Source organism: Oceanobacillus indicireducens (genome assembly GCF_014647195.1).
GTDB classification, from domain to species: domain Bacteria; phylum Bacillota; class Bacilli; order Bacillales; family Amphibacillaceae; genus Oceanobacillus; species Oceanobacillus indicireducens.
In genome coordinates this window covers 118699-141701 of the sequence record NZ_BMOS01000001.1, presented here as the reverse complement: position 1 = coordinate 141701, position 23003 = coordinate 118699, and the positions used below count along the sequence as shown (strand labels likewise).

General features: G+C 40.1%; 21 protein-coding genes. 4 read left to right on the top strand and 17 right to left on the bottom strand.

The features are described from left to right. Window positions 1-192: 192 nt before the first annotated feature. Window positions 193-477, bottom strand: coding sequence for an Fpa/YlaN family protein (locus tag IEX94_RS00685; protein WP_156857597.1), 285 nt, complete (start codon window positions 475-477; stop codon window positions 193-195). Between the two features lie 223 nt (window positions 478-700). Here IEX94_RS00685 and IEX94_RS00680 point away from each other — a divergent pair, with 223 nt between their 5' ends. Beyond that, complete coding sequence (locus tag IEX94_RS00680) at window positions 701-1183, top strand: hypothetical protein (RefSeq protein WP_188855617.1); 483 nt, start codon at window positions 701-703, stop codon at window positions 1181-1183. Window positions 1184-1828: 645 nt separating this feature from the next. Beyond that, window positions 1829-2422: a YhcN/YlaJ family sporulation lipoprotein gene (locus IEX94_RS00675; protein WP_188855616.1), complete on the top strand. Its 594-nt coding sequence runs from the start codon at window positions 1829-1831 to the stop codon at window positions 2420-2422. Window positions 2423-2470: 48 nt separating this feature from the next. Here IEX94_RS00675 and IEX94_RS00670 read toward each other — a convergent pair whose 3' ends face one another. Next, window positions 2471-2770, bottom strand: coding sequence for a YbyB family protein (locus tag IEX94_RS00670; RefSeq protein ID WP_188855615.1), 300 nt, complete (start codon window positions 2768-2770; stop codon window positions 2471-2473). A gap of 161 nt (window positions 2771-2931) precedes the next feature. Here IEX94_RS00670 and IEX94_RS00665 point away from each other — a divergent pair, with 161 nt between their 5' ends. Continuing rightward, window positions 2932-3135, top strand: coding sequence for a YlaI family protein (locus tag IEX94_RS00665; protein ID WP_156857593.1), 204 nt, complete (start codon window positions 2932-2934; stop codon window positions 3133-3135). Between the two features lie 10 nt (window positions 3136-3145). Here IEX94_RS00665 and IEX94_RS00660 read toward each other — a convergent pair whose 3' ends face one another. From IEX94_RS00660 to citZ, 14 genes are all read right to left on the bottom strand, one after another. Continuing rightward, window positions 3146-3454, bottom strand: a complete 309-nt coding sequence (locus tag IEX94_RS00660) for a YlaH-like family protein (protein WP_156857592.1) — start codon at window positions 3452-3454, stop codon at window positions 3146-3148. Between the two features lie 203 nt (window positions 3455-3657). Then, window positions 3658-5604, bottom strand: coding sequence for a threonine--tRNA ligase (gene thrS, locus IEX94_RS00655; RefSeq protein WP_188855614.1), 1947 nt, complete (start codon window positions 5602-5604; stop codon window positions 3658-3660). A 356-nt stretch (window positions 5605-5960) separates the two neighbouring features. After that, window positions 5961-6812, bottom strand: a complete 852-nt coding sequence (gene ytxC / locus IEX94_RS00650) for a sporulation protein YtxC (protein ID WP_188855765.1) — start codon at window positions 6810-6812, stop codon at window positions 5961-5963. Between the two features lie 699 nt (window positions 6813-7511). After that, window positions 7512-8438 (bottom strand): primosomal protein DnaI, encoded by a 927-nt coding sequence (gene dnaI, locus IEX94_RS00645; protein ID WP_188855613.1) that lies wholly within the window; start codon window positions 8436-8438, stop codon window positions 7512-7514. Window positions 8439-8463: 25 nt separating this feature from the next. Further along, on the bottom strand, window positions 8464-9819 hold the full coding sequence (locus IEX94_RS00640; protein WP_188855764.1) for a replication initiation and membrane attachment family protein: 1356 nt from the start codon (window positions 9817-9819) through the stop codon (window positions 8464-8466). Between the two features lie 16 nt (window positions 9820-9835). After that, a complete protein-coding gene (nrdR, locus tag IEX94_RS00635; RefSeq protein WP_188855612.1) occupies window positions 9836-10318 on the bottom strand; it encodes a transcriptional regulator NrdR in 483 nt (160 codons plus the stop codon). A 280-nt stretch (window positions 10319-10598) separates the two neighbouring features. Beyond that, a complete protein-coding gene (locus tag IEX94_RS00630) occupies window positions 10599-11633 on the bottom strand; it encodes a glyceraldehyde-3-phosphate dehydrogenase (RefSeq protein ID WP_188855611.1) in 1035 nt (344 codons plus the stop codon). Between the two features lie 174 nt (window positions 11634-11807). After that, window positions 11808-12416 (bottom strand): dephospho-CoA kinase, encoded by a 609-nt coding sequence (coaE, locus tag IEX94_RS00625; RefSeq protein ID WP_188855610.1) that lies wholly within the window; start codon window positions 12414-12416, stop codon window positions 11808-11810. Window positions 12417-12429: 13 nt separating this feature from the next. Further along, window positions 12430-13257, bottom strand: coding sequence for a DNA-formamidopyrimidine glycosylase (gene mutM / locus IEX94_RS00620; RefSeq protein ID WP_188855609.1), 828 nt, complete (start codon window positions 13255-13257; stop codon window positions 12430-12432). A 13-nt stretch (window positions 13258-13270) separates the two neighbouring features. Beyond that, complete coding sequence (polA, locus tag IEX94_RS00615; RefSeq protein WP_188855608.1) at window positions 13271-15907, bottom strand: DNA polymerase I; 2637 nt, start codon at window positions 15905-15907, stop codon at window positions 13271-13273. 121 nt (window positions 15908-16028) lie between these two features. Beyond that, window positions 16029-17390, bottom strand: a complete 1362-nt coding sequence (pnpS, locus tag IEX94_RS00610) for a two-component system histidine kinase PnpS (RefSeq protein WP_188855607.1) — start codon at window positions 17388-17390, stop codon at window positions 16029-16031. Next, window positions 17387-18082, bottom strand: a complete 696-nt coding sequence (locus tag IEX94_RS00605; protein ID WP_188855606.1) for a response regulator transcription factor — start codon at window positions 18080-18082, stop codon at window positions 17387-17389. The genes pnpS and IEX94_RS00605 overlap by 4 nt, the downstream gene beginning before the upstream one ends. Window positions 18083-18392: 310 nt before the next feature. Then, complete coding sequence (icd, locus tag IEX94_RS00600; protein WP_188855605.1) at window positions 18393-19661, bottom strand: NADP-dependent isocitrate dehydrogenase; 1269 nt, start codon at window positions 19659-19661, stop codon at window positions 18393-18395. Window positions 19662-19740: 79 nt separating this feature from the next. Then, on the bottom strand, window positions 19741-20859 hold the full coding sequence (gene citZ, locus IEX94_RS00595) for a citrate synthase (RefSeq protein ID WP_188855604.1): 1119 nt from the start codon (window positions 20857-20859) through the stop codon (window positions 19741-19743). A gap of 271 nt (window positions 20860-21130) precedes the next feature. Here citZ and ytvI point away from each other — a divergent pair, with 271 nt between their 5' ends. After that, window positions 21131-22243, top strand: a complete 1113-nt coding sequence (gene ytvI, locus IEX94_RS00590) for a sporulation integral membrane protein YtvI (RefSeq protein ID WP_188855603.1) — start codon at window positions 21131-21133, stop codon at window positions 22241-22243. Here ytvI and IEX94_RS00585 read toward each other — a convergent pair. Next, a complete protein-coding gene (locus tag IEX94_RS00585; RefSeq protein ID WP_188855602.1) occupies window positions 22240-22629 on the bottom strand; it encodes an FxsA family protein in 390 nt (129 codons plus the stop codon). The genes ytvI and IEX94_RS00585 overlap by 4 nt on opposite strands. Window positions 22630-23003: the final 374 nt, after the last annotated feature.

Below are 23003 nucleotides of genomic sequence, written 5' to 3'. Positions count from 1 at the left end.
TGAGTTGATGTTGACTTATCGATTGAAGGAGTGTGAAGTTTGCTAGTCGCTGGGCGCTGGAGCCGGACGTGGCTGTCACTAGCAATTCTAGTTTTTATCCACAACAATTTTATTTTAACTTACCTAAACAAAAAAACCTTGCCGAGTTCTTTCAGGCAAAGTTTTGCTGCAAAATCAACATACACAAAACGTTCACAACGTATTTTGTGAGGCTTCATGCAAAATATTAAGCTTCTTCTCCAAATTTTCCAGAAGTGCTTTACCTTCATTCTCGCTGATTAAGTTCAAACGAACAGCAAAATCAATCTCTTTAGAGAGACCGAACATTTGTGTATCCAACACCTCTTCGTAGACCGGGCACTGTGGCATCGTTAAATTTTCTATTTGAACTTCTATTAATCGTAAAATTTTGTCAGCGTCAGCCTTCAGAAGGGCGTAGGCTTTTTCACGATGATTAACTGTCACCTCAGGAACCATTATAATCCCCTCCAGTAATAAAGACTCTTTCTTATATATTAGCGGTTGCTAAAAAAAAATGCAAACAAAATCGAAGGATATCCCGGAAAAGAATTGCTCTTCTCTTGTAAATATCTCGATTAGGTGAAAATATTGAATCAATTTGATAGAATTATAACGTATCGATTGCCTGATATGAATAAAGAGATTCATAGGGAATTAATAAAAGATGGGGGCACAAGAAATGATTATTCCAATAAAGGGGAATGTAAAGTTTCCAATTACACTTGATCCAAGTGTCTGGATTTTTGATGACAGAAGAATTAAATTTGATGAAGCATTTTCTGATAGGCTTGATCCGCGCGAAGAACAGGAGCATACTTTCAGTTCAGAGGAGCGGTTTAACCGGGAAGTAGTTCAAGCAACAAATGATAATAAACCCATTCCCCGTAAAGATGCGGATGAAATTTTAAAGTCGACTTACGTTATACCTTTTAAACCATTTTTTGAAAATGCAGGAGCGAACGAGGAAGCAACCAGTGCTACAATCGTACAAGCAGACGGCAATGAGATAACACTCGACTTGGAAGAACTTGCAAATAGTTACTTTTTGTTTTCTTTTGAGGGCAAACCACTAAAAGAAGACGGTCCTGTACATATTTATTTCAGTGATGGCACGAATAAAGACGACCCGATTAAAGGAGTTACCGAAATCATCATCAACTAACCAAAATCCCGCAGCCTAACTACTTTCAATCAGCGTAAGTGCAGCTATCGTCTCGGGGTCCGCAGTCCAGACATCTCTCGCTTTCCGCGGGCGGCCGGCAAGCCTCCTCGCGCTAACGCGCTGTGGGGTCTCGCCAGGCCTATCCTCCCGCAGGAGTCTCGAGGTGTCTGGACTGCTCCGAGGGAGGGCCTAATTTGGAACACTATATAAATATTTCAGAAATATAATCTTCATCGTGACGGAATAATTTCCATTCAAAATAATCATTCTTACTAGTTCAGTTGCCCGGCGGACGGTGACTCCTACGGTAAAAGCACGAGTCCGAAGACCCCGCAGGAAGCGGTTTTCTTCCGAGACAGACTAAGAACGCCACGTCCTGTGGCAACGTCTGCATTAGCACGTCCTGTGCGTCGAGGCTTCGGCTGTGCCCGTGGAAAGCATCCGTCCGCCGGGCAACTGAACGGCGATGAGAACGCCAAAATTAGTGAATGTGCAAAAACTTACGCTGAATGAAAGCGAACGGTGTCAGCGGTTCATTTTAAATAGCAATCTTTTGGATAATTATTTTCATATGACAGGAAGTCCTACGAATATTTTAATTTATTCTGCTAAAAATAAACAAAGCTTTATGAGGAGGTATGAATAATGAATATTCGTAAATGGGGCTTTCTTATTTTATGTCTTGCTGCCCTTTACGGTTGTCAAGGTAAAGACAATGCAGCACAAGAGGAAACGCAGCCAAATAACCGGTTCATGCAAGTGGAGAATAGGAATGATACGGATGATGTGCAGCTGACGAATACGGAAATAGCTGAGCATCTGTCAAACGTTGCAAACAATGTACCAGGAGTTAACGAAGCATCTGCCTTAGTTGCCGGTCCTTACACAGTCGTTGCTATTGATGTCGAGGAAGACATGGATCGTTCACGAGTCGGGACGATCAAATACTCCGTTTCTGAAGCCTTGTATCACGACCCTTGGGGGAAAACGGCAGTAGTAGTCGCGGATGCCGACTTGATGGCTAGAGTGCGCGGGATGGGCGAGCAAATCCAAGCCGGCTATCCTATCCAAGGTATTGTCGATGAACTTTCTGCAATTGTCGGGAGGGCAATACCTGAATTCCCTGTAATGGATGACCTGCCACAAGAGCAAGGTGATAATAAAGAAATGCTTGATGAAGAAGATAAAAATGAATTGGAAGAAATAGAAAACGAACAGTCACATAATAGAAAAGAATAACGAAAAGTGGAGGCGTTCTTGTTTTCAAGGACGCCTCCGTATACTTGTTTATTGAAGTTGTGTATTTTCTTGTTTTTCGTTTTTTTCGTTGTAGTACTGAACTCCAAATTGCGACCCTTCCGATACCATTTTAGCATTTTCCAAATCAGCGTTATCCCTCATATCCATCTGGTCTGGATGACCAGCTTTTTCAAACGTCGATTCACTTGGATTCATCTGGTTATTAAGAAGATTATTTACCGATTCTTTTATCTTTGATTTTTGTGAGTCATTCAGCAGAAAGTAGCTTGCTGCGCCTGCTCCGATAACACCTGCACCCACAGCTGTAATAATATTACGCTTCTTCATCAACTTTACCTTCCTTTCCAAACGTGAAGTTATCTTTATATTCCCCCATAAAAAAGAATAAAACCTTTATTCGATAAAAAAGATTTTGGTAAAAAAGATTTTCCTAGCATTTACCTATTATGGTATACTTGTTTCATCATCAGGATATATGAGGTGAAAGGATGCAAGTTAAATGTACAATATGCGATGAAATTAATGAACTTCCTGACGACTCATTTAAAGCGAAACGTTTAAGAAACCGCCGGACGTATATGTACCTATGTGACGAATGTTATGAGCGGATTGAAATAAAAACAAAAGCAAGACATGCAACAGGTAAATTCCGGCTTTATGAAGAGAATAAGGAAGAAGATGAATATATTTAAAAAAACGCCCTTATGAGGCGTTTTTTGCTTTTCTTTGCATATGAAGTCTTGTACGATAAATTATAAGTACAATACAGATGACAACAAGGCTTTCTGTCATCGGCAGCTTCATGATGCTGAATATAGTCGTAATATAATTACCGAGAACGAGCATGAAGTAGACGAATATATTTTTTCCCACCGATAACTTTCTTGCAAAACCAAGCTTATAGGCGATTGCTGAAAGTATAAGGTTAATGAAATACATCGTCCAAAAAATATTGTCCGTGCCATAATTGTCTAAGATATAATCTAATACGAAACTAAACGATCCTGTCATACCAATTAATCCCCCAATAACATTCGCTCATTCCATCATACTAAATCTTTTAAATTCATGCTAGGTAAAAGGGAGAATAATTTATTACAATCTAAGGACAGGGTTACCATTTAACCGAAAATAAAACGAAGGTATAACCCCAAACTATGATGAAAAATCCATACATTGAGGTTATACCTAGGTTTATTACAACAAATTATATCTTATTCGTGATCCGATTTATTAGCAATTTCTTCTCTTAGCAGATCTTTAAATGCAGCCCCCGAGAGAGTTGTTGTTGCTTTTTCTCCGTAGCGGCGGTAGGTAACAGTGTTTTCTTCAACTTCCTTGTCTCCAAGTACGAGAGAGAATGGGACTTTTTCGGTTTGGGCTTGACGGATTTTGTAGCCAATTTTCTCATCACGCTCATCCAACTCGACCCGGATCCCTTCTCGCGTTAATGATTCAGCAACTTGTTTTGCGTAATCAAAATGTACTTGTGGAGATACCGGGATTACTTTCACTTGTACAGGAGCTAGCCATGTTGGGAATGCACCTTTGTATTCTTCAATTAAGAATGCAACAAAGCGTTCCATTGTAGAAACGACACCGCGGTGAATAACAACCGGTCGGTGTTCTTTTCCGTCTTCCCCGATATAAGTTAAATCAAAGCGCTCTGGCAGCAATACGTCAAGCTGTACGGTCGAAAGTGTCTCTTCTTTACCGAGTGCCGTTTTTACTTGAATATCAAGCTTCGGTCCGTAGAAAGCCGCTTCCCCTTCTGCTTCCACATAATCAAGCTCCAGCTCTTCCATCGTTTCTTTTAATTGACGTTGTGTCATTTCCCACATTGCGTCATCATCAATATATTTTTCCTTATCTTCCGGATCACGGTAAGACAATCTAAAGCTGTAATCTTCAATACCAAAATCTTTATAAACATGTTGGATTAATTCAACAACCCGTTTGAACTCTTCTTTCAGTTGATCAGGGCGAGCAAATATATGAGCATCATTTAGCGTCATACCCCGAACCCGTTGTAAACCTGCTAACGCCCCGCTCATCTCATAACGGTGCATTAAGCCAAGTTCAGCAATCCGCACTGGCAACTGACGGTAACTCCATAATTGATTTTTAAAGACCATCATATGATGCGGACAGTTCATCGGCCGGAGCACTAATGTTTCGTTATCCATATCCATCGATGGAAACATGTCTTCTTGATAGTGATCCCAATGGCCACTTGTTTCATAAAGTTCCTTACTGCCAAGAACAGGTGTATATACGTGGTCATAGCCTAGTTTTTCCTCGAGGTCAACGATATAACGCTCGATAATTCTCCGGATTGTCGCACCTTTTGGCAACCATAAAGGCAGTCCTTGACCGACTTTTTGAGAAACAGTGAATAAATCAAGTTCTTTACCGAGCTTACGGTGATCTCTTTCTTTTCTTTCTTCTAAGATTTTCAGATACTCTTCAAGCTGAGATTTCTTTTCAAAAGCAGTTCCATAAATTCGTTGAAGCTGTTGATTCTGACTGTCACCTCTCCAGTACGCACCGGAAATACTGAGCAGCTTAAACACTTTAATCTTACTCGTGCTTGGTACATGAACACCGCGGCATAGGTCGAAAAATTCACCTTGCTCATATATCGTCACCTGCTCCCCTTCAGGGATATCATCGATCAATTCAAGTTTTAGATTATCGCCTATTTCCGCAAAACGTTTTTTCGCTTCTTCTCTTGAAACCTCGATACGCTTAACTTCCAAGTTCTCATCCACAATACGTTGCATTTCTTTTTCGATTTTCGGCAAGTCCTCTGGAGTTAAGGCATGTTCCATATCGATGTCATAATAAAATCCTTCTTCGATGACTGGACCAACTCCGAATTTCACGTCACCATAGAGACGCTTGATAGCTTGAGCAAGTAAGTGTGCTGTTGAATGACGCAAGATATCGATACCCTCATCATCCCGGTATGTTAAGATTTGAATCTCTCCCCCATTTTCAATCGGGCGCCGTAAATCCCATGGTTCACCATTAAGCTTAATCGCTAATGCCTGCTTTCTTAATCCTGGTGAAATCGATGCCGCAACTTCTTCCCCTGTCGTACCTTTAGGGAAGTCCTTTTTATTCCCATCTGGGAAGACTAAAGTAATTTCTTCTGCCATCACAAGTCATCTCCTATATCCAATTTATTAAAATACAATAAAAAAACCGTCTCTCTGCATTCATGCAAAGGGACGGTATATCTCTATAACGTGGTTCCACCCAGTTTCCGATTCATAAAAATCGCTTCAGATCTTTAACGCAGATTAGACGCTGCCATTTACTGTTGTTCCACGGCAGTGCTCGGAGGTGGTAATTATTTGACTGCATACGGAAAGCTTTCAGCCAAGGCTTTCTTCTCTTATCTATACAGGGATACAAATAATCATGTCCTCTTCATTGCTGAATTTATATGATTAATTGTATTATAACGCCCGTTTATTGGAAAATCAAGCCTCTGAATAATTTTTTATATACGCTATTTATTTCCAAAGGTGAAATAGGTATACGGAAAATCCTTAAATGATTGAATATCAACCCTTTCTTGAAATATATTCAGTACCGTTTGTGTCCGCGGACTGGAAGAGTCGTCCACATACAATTTAATTTTCTGCGGGGCAAGCGCAATCAATGGTGTAAGATTCCATTCATCCTCAGGTAATCCGAACAAATAAAGGGGAACTTTTTTCATAATAGAACGCAGCTCTACTTTAGAATAAGGTTTACCGGTAAAGTGATAATAACTAAATGTATTTCCTCCAACAACGTGGATAAGTGGAACAGCAGGTTCTTTCTTAATGATGTATTCCCTTAACGTATTAATAAATGATTGATGCTCTTCTTCGCGCTTGAATTCATCAATGGCCAGTCCAACATAATGGATGAGATCTTGCTTAAACGCCTTCATCCCCGTCTGAACAATCCAATCGAAATGTACATCTTGCGCATTGCGGATATGCATAAGGAAAATTGCACGTAATAATTGGATGGGATGCTTATTTTTACGAAGCATTTTACAATCCTTATCCTCTCCAGTTACAATCCATTCCGCAAGCTCATAAATTTGTTCGATTTCATGTCCATCAGAAAAATAATAAGTATCTTGAATGATTTCATTGATAATACTTCTTAAACGATGCTTGACATAGACATCAACTAAAGATACTGCGATCGACTGGTAGATGATTTCATTTAATGGTTCCTCGTTGATCGTAAGCTGATTTCCCCGCTTTGCATTGACTTGCCAATATACGGCGATCTGTTTGTTTTGCTGAAATAATCGTTCGCAAAAACATATGACCTCCTTGTCCGACTCAAAGAAAATATCCATTTTTTTCACATCACCCTCATTTACAACCAAACTGCTATATTATATGGACTGGTTGTGAAAAAAATGATAAAACTATTGAAACTAATTACTCGACTTTTACAGGCCCAATCAATTCGACATATCTTAATGTAATTTAAAAAGCTCCAATCCCTTACATACAGCGTAAGTGTCTGTAACTCTCTTCTGAAGGTCCGCAGTCCAGACACCTCTCGCTTTCCGCAGGCGGCTGGTGAGCCTCCTCGGGCTGGTGCCCTGTGGGGTCTCACCAAGCCTATCCTCCTGCAGGAGTCTCGAGGTGTCTGGACTGCTCCGAGGGTAAACCTAATTTGGAACTCTATTTTTCATTTTAGGAATGGAATACTTATCGCAGTGGGAGGGTTTCCATTAATAATAACCCTCTTTACCAGTTCAGTTGCCCGGTGGACGGTGACTCCTGCGGGAATAGCACGAGTCCGGAGACCCCGCAGGGCGGTAGCCCGAGGAGGCTTCGGCTGTGCCCGCGGAAAGCATCCGTCCACCGGGCAACTGAACGGCGATTAGAGTTCTAAATTAAAGGAACGTGCAAAGACACTTACGCTGTATGAAAGCAATTGGCTCGGCTAGTTTGATTTTAGGGGGTGTATAAGTAGGAAAATTGATAATTAAATGCAAAAAACTCCCTTCTAGTATTGAGTCCGGTTTCTACTAGAAGGGAGGTTTTTATTTTCTGCGGTTATAGCCCTGAACATGCATGATGTCACTTACTTGTTGGATACGTTCAATGATTCTTGCGGCCTTTAGTGTTTCAACACCTGTTCGCGTTGTTGCAAGATGTGTTTGCAGCTGTTCCAAATTGTAATTGGATGTGAAAAAGACAGGAAGTCCTTCCATCATCCGGTATTGCAGAATGGAACTTAAAATTTCATCCCGAAACCATGCGGAATGCATTTCAGCACCTATATCATCCAGCATGAGGATATCCGTCTTTTTAAATAGATCCATCTTCTCGTTGACGGAATCATCTTTCAATGATGCTTTCATTTCTCTTACGAATTCCGGCATATAAATAATCGTTGATGATATATTGTATTTTTTCAATTCATTCGCAAGAGCTCCTAGCAGAAAGGTTTTCCCTACACCGAAAATTCCATGTAAGTATATTCCCTTCTTCGGAATCTCATGTTTTGCTTGTTCAAGGAAGTCGAATATCTTTAGGAGCACTTGCGTCCTGGAAGAATCATTATCAATATCGGAAAATCTCGCTTGCAAAATCTCTTTTGGCATGTATAGACTTTGAATTAATTTATTCTGCTCCTGTTCCTTTTCAGCGAGTAATCTGCTATGGCATTTCTCATAACGGATATGAATTTCATCCCCTGTCACTTGCAGAATCGGCGAGTACCCTTGAATCATGTTTTTACATTCACCAAAGGAAGCACATTGATCGCATTGCTTTGATTGGGATTTGAACTCATATAGTTTAATCAGGTTTTTATCAATCTCTTCTTGACCCAACTCCGGGTGAATAGCGAGGAATTCTTTGATTTCTGAATCTTGAAGCAACTCTTGTTTCATTTTTTGATAATTTTCTTTAAAACTTTCGCTTTTGTTCATCCACGCTTTTAAGTTCGATTGTATTGGTTTCACTAAAATCACCCTTTTAAAGACTGGTTTAATTTCCTTCTGAATATTGTTGCAGCAACTTTGCGACCTTCCATTGCTCCTTGTTCATTGCAGGGGATTCTTTCTCTTCTTTTTTCTCTTTATGTTTCCCTGACTTATACCAATCTGGAACAATATCATTATTTGACGCACGCCCGTAATTACCTTGATGATTCCGCGCCCGCTTTGCCTTCGCTTCTTCATAACTGGCCTTTTCCTTCTTCGCAAATTCCATAGCTTCTCTTGCTGTCTGTAATTTCGCCCGAGACCAGTGACTTGCAATCTTCTCGAGATAAGCTCTGGACAATTTCATGTTTGTCTGCAATAGCACATAATGGATGAGAACATTCATAACAGCTGGCGGAAGCCCTTGATTCGTCATCACATCGCTGATCAGCTTCAGATCTTGAGCCGAAGCGGAACTTCCACTTGATAAATCTTCCAGTAATTGTTTCGGCGTAATTGTTTCTAACTCACGAATTAATAAATCTTCTCTTGTAAGTGGCTTTTCCGGTTCTTCCGCTTTGATTACTTGCTTATTAAGTTCTTTCTTTTCCACAAGACGGATTGGCTGACTATTGCTTTTTGCTCGATAAATGTCATGGCAAGCCTGTTTAAATTCTTCCCTGTCGAGATAATTCTCCTCATTTAATGACCAATTAACGGCTTTATCGATCTCAAAGCTTTCCAATTCATAGAGAATGAGCATATGAGCAATCAACTTACGGTTTTCTTTCGTCAGAACACGATAAACAGGGATCATCCGTTGCTTCAGCATCTGTTCCAGCCACTGGAAGTCTACTGTCCCGTCTTCCTCAACGGCTACTGCTTCATCTTCATGAACAGTCACTTGAACCATTCCTTCTTTAGGGGTAGTCTGGAATACTTCCTGGAAATCTGCAGTAATATTCTCGCCAGCTTCCGGTACACTGTCTTTTGCGAAAAGATCTTTTAGCTGGTTGAATTTCTGCTCACCAAGGTGATGATAAAGCAGGGATGAACACATTGCTTCTTCAAAGAAACTTTTTGAATCAAACGGACATTGCAAGTTATACGTGTAAATTGTAAACTCGTCCATTTCTTGTTTAAACGTACGTAATAAGCCGATAGCTTCCAGCTTTAAACGGGCATCATAAATTCTATCTAGTGGCAGCATCATGTAATTCATTAACGTATGATGTGTTTGCGGTATTCCTTCTTCCTGCAAGGATACTTCATTCGTAAGGGTTAAATAAAGCATAAGTGCCTCTGTACCAATAAGCGGTTGGTACAAATGTGTTAAAGATTGCAGATAATCAACTGGTAATGCTTTATCCATTCGAACAAAATACCCATCAACAGGTAATAGCTGTCCTATGCTTTTCACTGGATATTCACCCTTTTTATTCTTCCTTTTCCGCTTCATCTTGTTCTTCCGCATTAATCAATTCTTTCAATTCATCTAGAAAAACAGTAACATCTTTGAATTGACGATAGACAGAGGCAAAGCGAACATAGGCCACTTCATCAACCTTAGAGAGTCTTTCCATCACCATTTCCCCGATTAATTCCGAGTCCACTTCTGATGAACCAAGATTCCTCAGTCCTTTTTCAACCTCAAGAGCAATCTCTTCCATCGTTTCAACCGGAACTGGTCGTTTCTCACAGGCACGGATTAATCCGCGGGTCAGCTTATCCCGAGAAAATTCTTGACGCATACCGTCTTTTTTAACGACGATTAATGGAACTTCCTCCATCCGTTCAAATGTTGTGAAACGCTGACCACATCGTTCACATTCTCTTCGGCGCCGAATCGCTCTTCCGTCTTCTATCGGACGGGAATCGGTTACTTTTGTATTTTTATAATTACAGTTTGAACAACGCAACTTCGCTCACCTCTCTACCTTCAAACAAGTTTCATTTATTAGGATAGAAGCCTACACTTCTAAATGTAAAAAATAATATATCCTTTATTTTAACATGTTTCCGCAAAATCTTCTATTCGATTAGAATCCGGACATGGCTAGTCCTGAATACCTAAGTTATCACAGCATTTTTATTTTTCCACGCAACGGTCTGTAATATAGTTTTTTATACAATAAAAAGATGCATCTTCGTTCGGCTGCCCCCGGAACGGAAAATGCATCTTTATAGCGATTTGATTGATTATGAAATTTTAGCAGTTTGTTTGTACAATAGTGACTCACCAACTAGTTTCGCCAAATCAAGGACGCGTGCGGAGTAGCCCCATTCATTATCATACCAAGCAAGGACTTTAATCTTTTTATCCTCCATTACAATCGTTGATAATCCGTCAACGATAGCTGATGAATCGGTTGTTGTAAAGTCGATTGACACAAGTGGATCCTCCGTATAGCTAATAATACCGTTATAGTCCCTTGCAGCCGCTTCTTTAAAGGCACCATTCACTTCTTCCACCGTAACGCTTTCTTCTACATCAACAACTAGGTCAACGAGCGATACGTCTGGAGTTGGAACACGTAAAGCCATTCCATGCAATTTACCATTCAAATGTGGTAATACTTCGCCAAGTGCTTTTGCTGCTCCTGTAGAAGTTGGAATAATGGATTGTGTACAGCCACGGGCACGGCGAAGGTCTTTATGTGGATTATCCAAGTTCTTCTGATCGTTTGTGAATGCATGGACTGTAGTCATTAATCCGTTAACAATTTTGAAACGGTCATCAAGGACTTTTACGACTGGTGCTAAACAGTTAGTTGTACATGATGCGTTTGATACAATATGGTGGATATCTCCGTTATATTCATCATCGTTTACACCGATAACGATAGTTTTATCGATTTCTTTACCAGGTGCCGTAATGACAACTTTTTTCGCACCTGCCTGAAGATGCAATCCTGCTGTTTCATTTGTCTTAAACTTCCCTGTTGCTTCAATAACAACATCTATATCAAGTTCATTCCAAGGCAACTTATCCGGCTCCCTGGAACTGACAAGCTTAACTTCTTTACCGTTAATTTGCAGCGCTTTGTCAAGCGCTTTCACTTCCCCTTCAAAAATACCATGAACACTATCATATTTAATTAAATGCGCTAACGTTTCGGGCGGGTAGCTTGCATTAACTGCTACAACTTCAAATTGTTCATCCACCATAGCCTGGCGAAACACCATTCTCCCGATACGTCCAAACCCATTAATTGCAATACGAATTTTACCCATCTTTACCCCATTCCTCCCAATAAGTTATACTTTATTATGTATTACTGCAATTAGTATAACACATTAAACTTGGAATGTGTGCTATTTTCATCATAATCCAGATGTTTTAATATTAAGAAAGTTGGTTACCTTATTCGTATCTTATGCACTCCATTTTATTACGGCACTGCTAAGTCAATTAGTTTCAAGTATTTGCCACTTTTCTAGCAATTGCCGCAGCTGTTCGTATGTTTCTTCCTTCGTGCTATTATTATTAATTACCGCGTCAGCAAGACTCGCTTTTTTCTTTACTGGCATTTGCGACTGGATGCGTTGCATTGCTTCTTCTTCTGAAAACTCATTTCTCGCCATTAAACGCTGTAATTGAATCTCTTGATCAGCATACACGACGAGAATCTTATCTACAAATTCTTGAAGCTTACTCTCGAACAGTAATGGAATATCCAGAACAACACATTGATAACCCTCACGGATGAAGTGATCCCTTTTCTCAAGCATTCTTTTCCGAATGGCAGGGTGGACGATGCCGTTTAATTGTTTCCGTTTCGTCTCGTCGGTAAACACAATTTCACCGAGCCGTTTCCGGTTAAGCGTCTTATCGTCGAGCAGGATATCCTCTCCAAAGGTTTCAATCACTTTTTTATAAGCGTCTTCCCCTGGCTCCACTACTTCTCTTGCTAATATATCAGCATCGATAACTGGGATGCCAAGTTGTCGAAACATCTTGGCAACGGTACTTTTTCCTGTCGCTATACTTCCGGTTAAACCGATGACTAAACTCAAAAAATTTCACCCCTTAGAGAGGCTGGCACTTGGTACATAAATGTGTTCCTCTACCAGCCACTTTTATTTTTACTATTTCTTGTCCGCAGTCTGTGCATTGTTCATTTTCCTGGCCGTAGACAAACAGCTTCTGCTGGAACATGCCCATTTCCCCTTCAGAATTCACGTAGGAACGGATCGTTGTACCTCCCGCTTCCACAGCTTCTGTCAAGGTCATGATTGCAGCATCTTTAATTTTTTCAATCTCACTGTCTTTTAATGTGTTCGCCCTTCTCATCGGGTGTACGCCTGCTTTAAACAATGTCTCGTCCACATAAATATTACCCAGCCCTGTTACGACTGATTGATCAAGCAATACTGCTTTAATCAATCGTTCCGTCTTGTTCAGCTTCTCTTTAAAATAGGGAAAACTAAAGGACGAATCGAAGGGCTCCGGTCCTAATTTACGAAGTGGATCGTGTGTCATCTCATCCCCAATCGGATAGAGATGCATCGTACCAAATTTGCGCACGTCATGATAATGCAGTGCTTCCCCGTTTGTAAATGTGAAAATAACATGCGTATGTTTATCCTTCTCTGCTTCTTCCGGTAGGACTCTATATTTTCCTTCCATACGCAAATGGGAAACGAGGCAGTAGTCATCCAAATAAAATAAGAGGAACTTCCCTCTCCGACCCAAACGTTGAACCGTTTGGCCGACTAGCAAATGTTTAAATTGCTCCACATCATCGGGATGCTTGATAATCTTTCCCCAATGAACTTCTACTGCTTCAATTGTCTTCCCAATGGTTAAATGTTCAAGAGTTCGCTTTATTGTTTCTACTTCTGGTAACTCTGGCATTTCTTCTATCTCCTTATTTAGCGTCAAACCAGCTTTCCCCATACTCATAATCCACTTTGAGTGGTACGAGTATATCAATCGTCTCTTCCATTGTTGCTGGCACAATTTCAATTAATCGGTCCAATTCCGACTTCGGTGCTTCTAAAATCAGTTCGTCATGGACTTGAAGCAGCATGCGGGCTTCAAGTTTCTCTTCTTTTAATTTATGATGAAGGTCGATCATCGCCTGCTTGATGATATCTGCTGCACTTCCTTGAATCGGCGTATTCATTGCGGTCCGCTCCGCAAAGCTTCTTCTGTTGAAATTACGGCTCGTAATCTCTGGTAAATATCTTCTCCGGTTCATGATTGTCGTTACATACCCTTGTTGTTTCGCTGATTGAACAATACTGTCCATATAATCCTTTACACCTGGGAAACTTTCGAAATAACGTTCAATAAATTGTTTCGCTTCTTTCCGAGTTATGCCTAGGTTTTGTGAAAGACCGTAATCACTAATTCCATAGACGATTCCAAAGTTTACCGCTTTAGCTTGTCTACGCATATTAGCTGTGACCGCATCTTCCTCGACATGGAATACATCCATTGCGGTTCTTGTATGAATATCCATGTCATGCTGGAAAGCATCAACCAGCTTCTCATCTTTTGCAAAGTGAGCGAGCACTCTTAATTCAATTTGTGAGTAATCCGCAGCAAAGATAATCCAGTCCTTCTCTGAAGGTACGAATGCACGCCGGATCTTTCTTCCTTCCTCCAGTCGTATTGGGATATTTTGTAAATTAGGATCCACCGAACTAAGTCTTCCTGTTTGAGTAAGCGCCTGGTTGAAGCGGGTATGAATCTTGCTTGTATCTTTGTCCACGACTTTTAATAAACCTTCAATATAAGTCGATTGTAACTTTCCGAGTTGACGATATAACAAGATTTTCGGAATGATCTCATGTTCCATTTGAAGCTGTTCAAGTACGTCTGCGGCAGTCGAGTATCCCGTTTTCGTCTTCTTAATAACAGGGAGCCCTAATTTATCGAACAGAATTGGGCCAAGCTGTTTCGGTGAATTAATATTGAACTCTTCACCTGCAAGCTCATGGATTTCACGAATTAACGTATCCAATCTTGCTTTCAAATCCGCTTCCATTTCTTTAAGGCGGTCTGTATCAACTAATACGCCTTGATGTTCCATCTCACCAAGAATTAAAGCAAGCGGCATCTCCAGTTCAGCAAGCAATTCATATTGTTCATTTTCTTTCAATTGCTCCGTCATACGAGCCTGTAATTTAAATAAGGAAAGAGTTTTTCTTGTAATATGTTCTGCAGTAATCTCCTCTTCAGGCACCTTCATCTTGGCACCTTTCCCGTATACTTCTTCATCAAAGAGGACATCTGTATAGCCATACCTACTTCCAATCGACGGGATATCATGATTGTTCTCCGCCGGGTTCAAGAGATAAGATGCTAATAGCATATCAAAGGTAATTCCCTTTATTTCAATATCATTTCTTAGAAGAGCAACTACCGTTTCTTTCGCATCAAATACCGCTTTTTTCTGTGCCGGATCTTCTGCCCATGTTTTGAATGCAGCTGATTCAAGGGCTAGATCTGTTGGGATAAAATAATTACCTGATTCATTGACTAGACCAAATCCGATAATCGGAGCCTGATGATAATTTTCTTCAATGATTTCAACGACTAATGCACTGGCCCCATTAAAAATTGTTTCATCCACTTCCGAAACAATCTCGTAATCAAGCTTTGCCATTTCCACTGATTCTTCCGCCTCTTCACCTTCTCCGGAAAATCTGTTTAGAAGTGAATTGAATCCGAGTTCTTTAAAGATATTAATTACTTGGTTCTTGTCAAACCCATTAAACTGAATATCATCAATGGAAATACTTACAGGAGATTCCCGGTGAATCGTAACGAGCTCTCTACTCATAAACGCTTCATCTTTATGGGTTGTGAGGTTTTCTTTTAATTTCTTCCCACCGATTGCATCAATGTTCTCATATACTTCTTCTAATGTCGGGTATTGTTTCAACAATTTTAATGCTGTTTTTTCACCAACACCCGGCACCCCAGGAATATTATCGGAGCTATCACCCATCAAAGCTTTGAAATCAATTACTTGTTCAGGTGAGATACCGATTTTCTCCTTAAGAAAGGCAGGAGTGTATTTATCAATCTCACTTATTCCTTTTTTAGTCACATGAACAGTCACGTGATCAGACACAAGCTGCAGCAGGTCTTTATCTCCCGAAATGACGGTAACTTCCCAGTCATCGTTATCCCCTAATTTGGAAAAGGTTCCAATAATATCATCTGCTTCATACTGCTCCAGTTCATAATGCGGAATTTGAAAAGCTTCAAGCAACTCTTTAAGAACTGGGAATTGCTCGGACAATTCAGGTGGGGTCTTCTGTCTGCCTCCTTTATATTCTTTATACGTGTCATGACGGAAGGTTGTCTTACCCGCATCAAAAGCAACTAGCATATGTGTTGGCTTTTCTTCTTCCAAAATTCTTAATAACATCGTCGTAAAACCATACACGGCATTTGTGTAAACACCTTTATCATTATTTAATAAAGGCAGAGCAAAAAATGCGCGGTAAATAATACTGTTTCCATCGATAAGTACTAATTTATTTCCCATCCGGATTCCTCCAATTTACATTCTCGTTATATTCATTTTATCACTCTACGCTAATAAAGGAAAAAATAACGAAATTCCCGACCTGGCGCTGGTTGACTTAAAAAAAGCATAAGCTAGTTGCTTATGCTGGTAAACAGACTGTAATCGTTGTACCTTGATCCGCTTCACTGTCGATTAATATCTCCCCTTCATGCACTTCCACGATATGTTTTACAATGGCAAGCCCAAGACCAGTTCCACCAGAATCCCTTGCCCGCGCTTTATCCACACGGTAAAACCGTTCGAATACACGTGGTAAGTCTTTCTCTGGGATCCCAATGCCTGTATCACAGACTTCGATTTTCACCAACTCATCTTCTTTGTAGATTCGCAGGGAAACGTCCCCTCTTGCCGGTGTATAGTTCAGAGCGTTGTTCACAAGGTTAATGATCACCTGGGTAATGCGATCCTTATCTGCTTTAAACTGAATATCTTCCACTTCCGTCGTAAATGAGATATCTTTCCGCTCTGCCTTATAAGTGAGCGCTGGCATAAGCGATTCCACTAATTCCAAAGCATTAATTTTATGCAGGACGAGCTTGAAATTATCACTTTCCAATCTCGATAAAGATAGCAGGTCTTCGATTAAAATCTGAATTCGATTACTCTCATGATAAATAATCTCCAAAAATTGACTGACCGCCTCCTTATCATCAAGATTACCGTCCAATAATGTCTCTGAAAATCCCTTAATCGATGTAATAGGTGTGCGGAGTTCATGGGAGACATTCGCGACAAAGTCTTTTCGCATACTCTCAAGCTTCTTCAGTTCTGTTATATCATGAAGAACGAGTACAACTCCTTTAGGGATGTTACGTTCATTAATGATCGGCGCACCGGATATTTCAAAATACATATTCTCAATCCCGACATAATGCTTGAACGTATCTTTTACTCTTCCCTCATAAAGGAATACCTTTTGGATTGTCTCCTGGATCGTCTCATCTTCCAACACATTATAATACAATGAGCCGACATAATCCTTCTCCGTTTTACCGAACAAATCAATAAATTTACGGTTCACAAGATGGATATACCCTCTCTCATCCAGCAACACTAGACCACTTGCCATATTATCGATTAGGGTCGAAAGCTGTTCGGATTGGATTTGTTCCTGAAGAGAAAACTCTGTCAATTCTCTAGCCAGTTTATTAATATTGGTGCTTAACTCATTGTGCAATGGATTTCTCGTATAATGGAATCTTGCGTGGTAATTCCCTTTACCGATTTCTTTAATGGTGTTCGATGCCTTTTCAATTGGTAAAATATAATTATTATAAATCCGGATAAACAGAAGGCAAACAGAAAAAAACACAATGAAAAGCACTGCGATCAAGAAAATAATATTCTCGACAAAGGTGGAAATAATCAGTCCGGCTATAAGAACGATGATGAATAAACCGACAATGTAGGAGAGTAATACTTTGGAAAAAGGTCCTTTCATTCAGCAGGCTCCTCCATTTTATAGCCTAGCCCCCGAATCGTCTTAATATAAATCGGTTTTTTTGTATCTGGTTCAATTTTATCCCGTAAATGACTGATGTGTACATCGACAATCCGAGTATCCCCTACAAAATCATAGTCCCATACACCACTCAACAACTGATCACGTGAAATCACTTTATCTTTATTTTTGGCAAGATAATAAAGTAGTTCAAATTCTTTTCTAGTGAACGAGATCATCTCTCCATGAAGTTCCGCTTCATATCGTTCCGGATAAATAACCAAATTGCCAATTGTAATAGAGCTGAAATGATTGTGGTTCGTTTTCATAGTGCGTCTTAAAATTGCTTTGATTCTCGCGATGACCTCTTTTGGACTGAATGGTTTTGTTAAATAGTCATCCGCCCCAAGCTCAAGTCCGAGAACTTTATCAAATTCTTCATCCTTTGCCGTAAGCATAAGGATTGGTGTATCAATTTTATTATTCCGCAAATATTTACAAACTTCAATTCCGTCCATTTCTGGGAGCATTAAATCAAGTACAATTAAATCAAATTCTTGCGTTTCAGCTTTACGAACTGCTTCCGGGCCGTCATAGGCTTCATCGGTAGTGAACCCTGACTTTTCCAGATTATACTTTAATAATGTTACGATAGGTTTTTCATCATCCACGATAAGAATTTTTTGACTCATTTTGATTTCTCGTCTCCTCCACCAACTAGTTATCTGTCTGTACGTTTCTATCATACCATCTCAAGCAGCATACCGTACATCAAATAACATATTATTAAGAAATCTTAACATAATTTACCTTTAATTAGTATGGACGGATATGAATAGAAATATAACGAAAAGCAGCCTCTATCCAAGGTCCGCAGTCCCGATACCTTGAGACTCCTGTGAGAGGCTCATCAGCCGCCCACGAACAGCGAAGGGTATCGGGACTTCAAGCAAAAAACCACCATTCTATGAAAATATAGAATGGTGGTTTGGATTAGTAATTTTATAGGTTTTTGATTAGTTCATCAGCGAACTCGGAACATTTAACTTCGGTTGCGCCATCCATGAGACGTGCGAAGTCATATGTGACAACCTTGGACTCGATTGTTTTATCCATGGAAGCTGTGATCAAGTCTGCTGCTTCTCTCCATCCTAAGTGTTCTAACATAAGAACCGCGGATAGAATTACAGACGAAGGGTTAACCTTGTCTAAGCCTGCATACTTAGGTGCTGTACCATGTGTTGCTTCAAAGATTGCGTGCCCAGTGTCATAGTTGATGTTAGCTCCTGGAGCAATTCCGATTCCACCTACTTGTGCAGCAAGCGCATCAGAAACATAGTCTCCGTTCAGGTTCATTGTCGCTACAACATCAAATTCACGTGGGCGTGTTAGAATTTGTTGCAAGAAGATATCTGCAATTGCATCTTTAATCAAGATTTTGCCACTAGCTAATGCTTCATCTTGCGCTTTGTTTGCAGCATCCTTACCTTCTTTCTCAACAATGCGGTCATATTCATCCCAAGTGAATACTTTATCGCCGAACTCTTCTTCAGCTACTTCATAACCCCACTGCTTGAAGGCACCTTCTGTAAACTTCATAATGTTACCTTTGTGGACTAGCGTAACACTCTTACGTCCTTCATTTATTGCATACTCAATTGCAGAACGAACGAGACGCTTTGTCCCTTCTTCAGAAACCGGTTTGATTCCAATACCAGAAGATTCCGGGAAACGGATATTTTTAACACTCATTTCGTTTTGTAAGAAATCAATGATTTTCTTTACTTCGTCCGTGCCTTTTTCCCACTCGATACCTGCATAAATATCTTCTGTGTTTTCACGGAACACAACCATATCTACATCTTCAGGTCGTTTTACAGGCGAAGGAACACCGCTAAAGTGACGAACTGGACGTAAGCATGTATATAAATCCAATTCTTGACGTAAAGCAACGTTTAAGGAACGGAATCCTCCACCAATTGGTGTTGTTAATGGCCCTTTAATTGCAATTTTATATTCGTCGATTTTATCGAGTGTGTCTTGAGGAAGCCACTCGCCAAACTTATTGTATGCTTTTTCCCCAGCGTATACTTCCATCCATTCGATTTTCTTTTCACCGTTATATGCTTTCTCTACAGATGCATCAATTACACGGCTCGCTGCTGCCCATATATCTGGACCAGTTCCATCTCCTTCGATAAATGGAACAATCGGCTGATTTGGTACTTTTAATTCACCGTTCTCTACTACAATCTTTTCTCCCTGTGTCATTACAACAACCTCCTATATGTATTCATCAAGAATAGCTGGAAAGATATCCAGCTATTCCTATTAACTATCTATAACTTAATTACTCGCGATTTTCAAGTGGGGTAAACTTCGCATGCTTCGGACCAACATAATCTGCACGTGGGCGAATCAGGCGGTTATTTTCATATTGTTCTAGAATATGTGCAAGCCATCCAGATGTACGGCTTACTGCAAAAATCGGAGTGAATAAATCATGGTCTATCCCTAAGCTGTGGTAAACGGATGCACTGTAGAAGTCAACGTTCGCAGGCAATCCTTTTTCTTCTTTAATATAATCTTCTATTTTAACACTCATCTCATACCATTTCTCTTCGCCGATTAATCCGGTGAGCTGTTTGGACATTTCTTTCAAATACTTTGCACGAGGGTCCCCGTTACGGTAGACACGGTGGCCCATTCCCATAATCTTTTCTTTGTTGGCAAGTTTTTCTTTAATATACGGCAGCGCATTATCGACTTCTCCGATTTCACTTAACATTTTCATTACCGCTTCGTTGGCTCCGCCGTGAAGTGGTCCTTTTAGTGCCCCAATTGCTGCAGTGATACCGGAATACATGTCAGATAGCGTAGCCACACATACACGAGCTGTAAATGTCGATGCATTAAGTTCATGGTCAGCATGAAGAACGAGCGCTTTGTCAATTGCTTCTATTTCAATATCTTTCGGCTCTCTGCCATTCAGCATGTAAATAAAGTTCTCAGCAAATGTATACTCCGGTTTTGGCTGAACAGGTTCTTCCCCTTTACGGAGTCTTGCGAACGCTGTCACAATTGCGCCCATGTTCCCTTGGATACGAATTGCTTTCTTCTTATTTGCTTCCGCGTCAACTTGATCGGCATCCGGATCGCCGAGCGCCATGTAAGAAATTGCCGTTCGGAGCGCTGCCATTGGATGAACGGCTTTCAAGTCATAAGATTTAAAATGATTAATTAAGCCTTCCGGAACTTTCATATGCTCGACTAGTTCTTTACGTAATTCTTCTAATTCTGACTTATTTGGTAGTTTTAAATGCCAAAGTAGATAAACCACTTCTTCAAAGATCACATTTTCTGCTAGGTCATCAATTGGAATACCAACATATGTAAGTTGGTCATCAATAATAGAACTAATTGATGATTCGGCCGCTACTACACCTTCTAACCCCTTTGTAGTTGTCATACTTAAACCTCTCCTTTTCTATATATTCATACACTCCATGACAATATTATATGTAATGGCTTTCTTTTGCTTAGCTAGTCCTTCCAAATCCTATCTATTACTGATTCGATATAATATTGTCTTCCCCAGATTAATTATATAGTAATTGCCGGTTAAAGTGAATTGAAAGTGCTTAAATACTTAAAAACGCCATTAAATTCCTCGTTTTGCAGTTTTAATTTTTCACCTGCTGGCATAGTATCTTAAAGAAAGAATGATTTGGGGGATTTCTATGGACAAGTCAATATTAACAAAAATATTTAAAGTCTGCATCATTTTACTAGTTTGTATCGGTGGTTTTTTTCTTATCCGCTACTCATTTTCAATCATTCTCCCGATCACGCTCGTTCTTTTGCTAACATCTTCCATGGAACCAGCTGTAAAATTTCTACAACAAAAGGCTAAATTCCCTCGCCCGCTTGCTAGTATCGTTATTCTATTTATTTTATTGTTTCTGTTGATGGGAATACTGTTTCTTGTCGTAACGGAGATTTATGAAGGGATTGCTTATCTAGCAGAAATTTTGCCAGAACGGTTTCATCAGTTTGGTGCGATTGTGGAATATTACTTCCAAACGACCATCTTACCACTTTATGAACAGATCTTTCGATTTTTTAATGAACTTTCACCAAGCGATCAGCTCTTCATTCAAGATTATTTCAGCAATTTATTCCAACACTTCGGTAGTCTCGTTGGCGTTTTCTTCCAACAATTATTATTGTCCGTGCCGCGGAATCTTGCGATAATCCCAGAATCACTAGCCATCGCTTTCTTCATCTTATTTGCAAGTTTCCTATTATCAGCAGATTTCCCCCGCGTGAAAGAATTCTTTGCGGGGCATGTTCCGAAAAAATGGAGTGAATGGCTGCAGCACCTTGTTTATTATATGAAACGATCAATATTAGGTTATGTGAAGGCACAGATCATTCTAATTACGATTTCTTTTCATATCATTTTCTGCGGATTATTATTAATCGGAGTCGAGCATGCTCTAACGATTGCCTTATTTATGATATTAGTCGAGCTAATTCCTTTCGTTGGGACAGGCCTTTTATTCATTCCATGGATCGGCTATTCTTTTTTATCGGAAAACTATAGTCTGACGATTGGCCTTGCAGTTGTTTACTGCATCGTAATCGTTGTAAGACAATTAATCGAACCGAAAGTCTATTCGGTGAATTTGGCAATCCATCCACTCGCCTGGCTAATTGCTGCTTTTATCGGACTTAAAATGTTTGGGATTGCCGGATTAATCCTTGCACCGATTTTTATCGTGTTGTTTAAGGGAATGTATGATTCCGGATTTTTCCGCTGGCTGATCCATTATGTCAATGGGAAAACTTAAAATCTCCTATAAATAATGACCCCTTTTTGCACCATTTTATTGAGGATGTTCGCAATTTTGCGTTTAAGAAAATTTCTTGTGAATGGCATAAGTAGAATCAATCCGATTACATCTGAGATAAAGCCTGGTAAAATTAGCAAAATAGCTCCAATAATAATGCAGAGACCATCTGTAACTTCGGCGGTCGGTACTTCTTGTCTCTCCATGGAACGAAGCGCCCGATTCCATGTTTCAAATCCTTGTATTCTACCAAAAATAAGTCCAAGTGCAGCTGTGCCTACAATTAGGAACAGCACCCACCAGACTCCAATATGGCTGCCTATCCAAACGAGTAAACCGATTTCGAGCAAGCTGAATAAAAGAAAGCCAATTAAAAAATTTCGCATATTCTTCACAACCTTTCATGCTAACTTTATGATATAGAACCGGCTTTCACAGCCTTAACCTTCTAGCCAATCCTTATAGAACTTATCCAGAATCGTTTATACTTTCACTCAGCGTAAGTATTTTGTGCATTTATTTTATTGGCGTTCTAATTACCGTTCAGTTGCCCGGCGGACGGATGCTTTCCACGGGCACGGCCGAAGCCTCGACGCACAGGACGTGCTAATGCAGACGTTGCCACAGGACGTGGCGAACTTAGTCTGCCTCGGAAGAAAACCGCTTCCTGCTCAGGTCTGGACTCGTGCTTTTCCCGTAGGAGTCACCGTCCGCCGGGCAACTGAACTGATCTAAAGGATTATTTTAAAAAGAAATTATC

Excerpts from the sequence above, each read along its gene's own strand:
- citZ (WP_188855604.1), bottom strand. The coding sequence starts at position 20,859 with ATGACAACTACAAAGGGGTTAGAAGGTGTAGTAGCGGCCGAATCATCA.
- ytxC (WP_188855765.1), bottom strand. The coding sequence starts at position 6,812 with ATGGATATTTTCTTTGAGTCGGACAAGGAGGTCATATGTTTTTGCGAA.
- IEX94_RS00685 (WP_156857597.1), bottom strand. The coding sequence starts at position 477 with ATGGTTCCTGAGGTGACAGTTAATCATCGTGAAAAAGCCTACGCCCTT.
- IEX94_RS00675 (WP_188855616.1), top strand. The coding sequence starts at position 1,829 with ATGAATATTCGTAAATGGGGCTTTCTTATTTTATGTCTTGCTGCCCTT.
- IEX94_RS00665 (WP_156857593.1), top strand. The coding sequence starts at position 2,932 with ATGCAAGTTAAATGTACAATATGCGATGAAATTAATGAACTTCCTGAC.
- ytvI (WP_188855603.1), top strand. The coding sequence starts at position 21,131 with ATGGACAAGTCAATATTAACAAAAATATTTAAAGTCTGCATCATTTTA.
- IEX94_RS00670 (WP_188855615.1), bottom strand. The coding sequence starts at position 2,770 with ATGAAGAAGCGTAATATTATTACAGCTGTGGGTGCAGGTGTTATCGGA.
- polA (WP_188855608.1), bottom strand. The coding sequence starts at position 15,907 with ATGGGAAATAAATTAGTACTTATCGATGGAAACAGTATTATTTACCGC.
- IEX94_RS00660 (WP_156857592.1), bottom strand. The coding sequence starts at position 3,454 with ATGACAGGATCGTTTAGTTTCGTATTAGATTATATCTTAGACAATTAT.
- IEX94_RS00680 (WP_188855617.1), top strand. The coding sequence starts at position 701 with ATGATTATTCCAATAAAGGGGAATGTAAAGTTTCCAATTACACTTGAT.
- thrS (WP_188855614.1), bottom strand. The coding sequence starts at position 5,604 with ATGGCAGAAGAAATTACTTTAGTCTTCCCAGATGGGAATAAAAAGGAC.
- IEX94_RS00630 (WP_188855611.1), bottom strand. The coding sequence starts at position 11,633 with ATGGGTAAAATTCGTATTGCAATTAATGGGTTTGGACGTATCGGGAGA.
- pnpS (WP_188855607.1), bottom strand. The coding sequence starts at position 17,390 with ATGAAAGGACCTTTTTCCAAAGTATTACTCTCCTACATTGTCGGTTTA.
- IEX94_RS00585 (WP_188855602.1), bottom strand. The coding sequence starts at position 22,629 with ATGCGAAATTTTTTAATTGGCTTTCTTTTATTCAGCTTGCTCGAAATC.
- icd (WP_188855605.1), bottom strand. The coding sequence starts at position 19,661 with ATGACACAGGGAGAAAAGATTGTAGTAGAGAACGGTGAATTAAAAGTA.
- mutM (WP_188855609.1), bottom strand. The coding sequence starts at position 13,257 with ATGCCAGAGTTACCAGAAGTAGAAACAATAAAGCGAACTCTTGAACAT.
- IEX94_RS00605 (WP_188855606.1), bottom strand. The coding sequence starts at position 18,082 with ATGAGTCAAAAAATTCTTATCGTGGATGATGAAAAACCTATCGTAACA.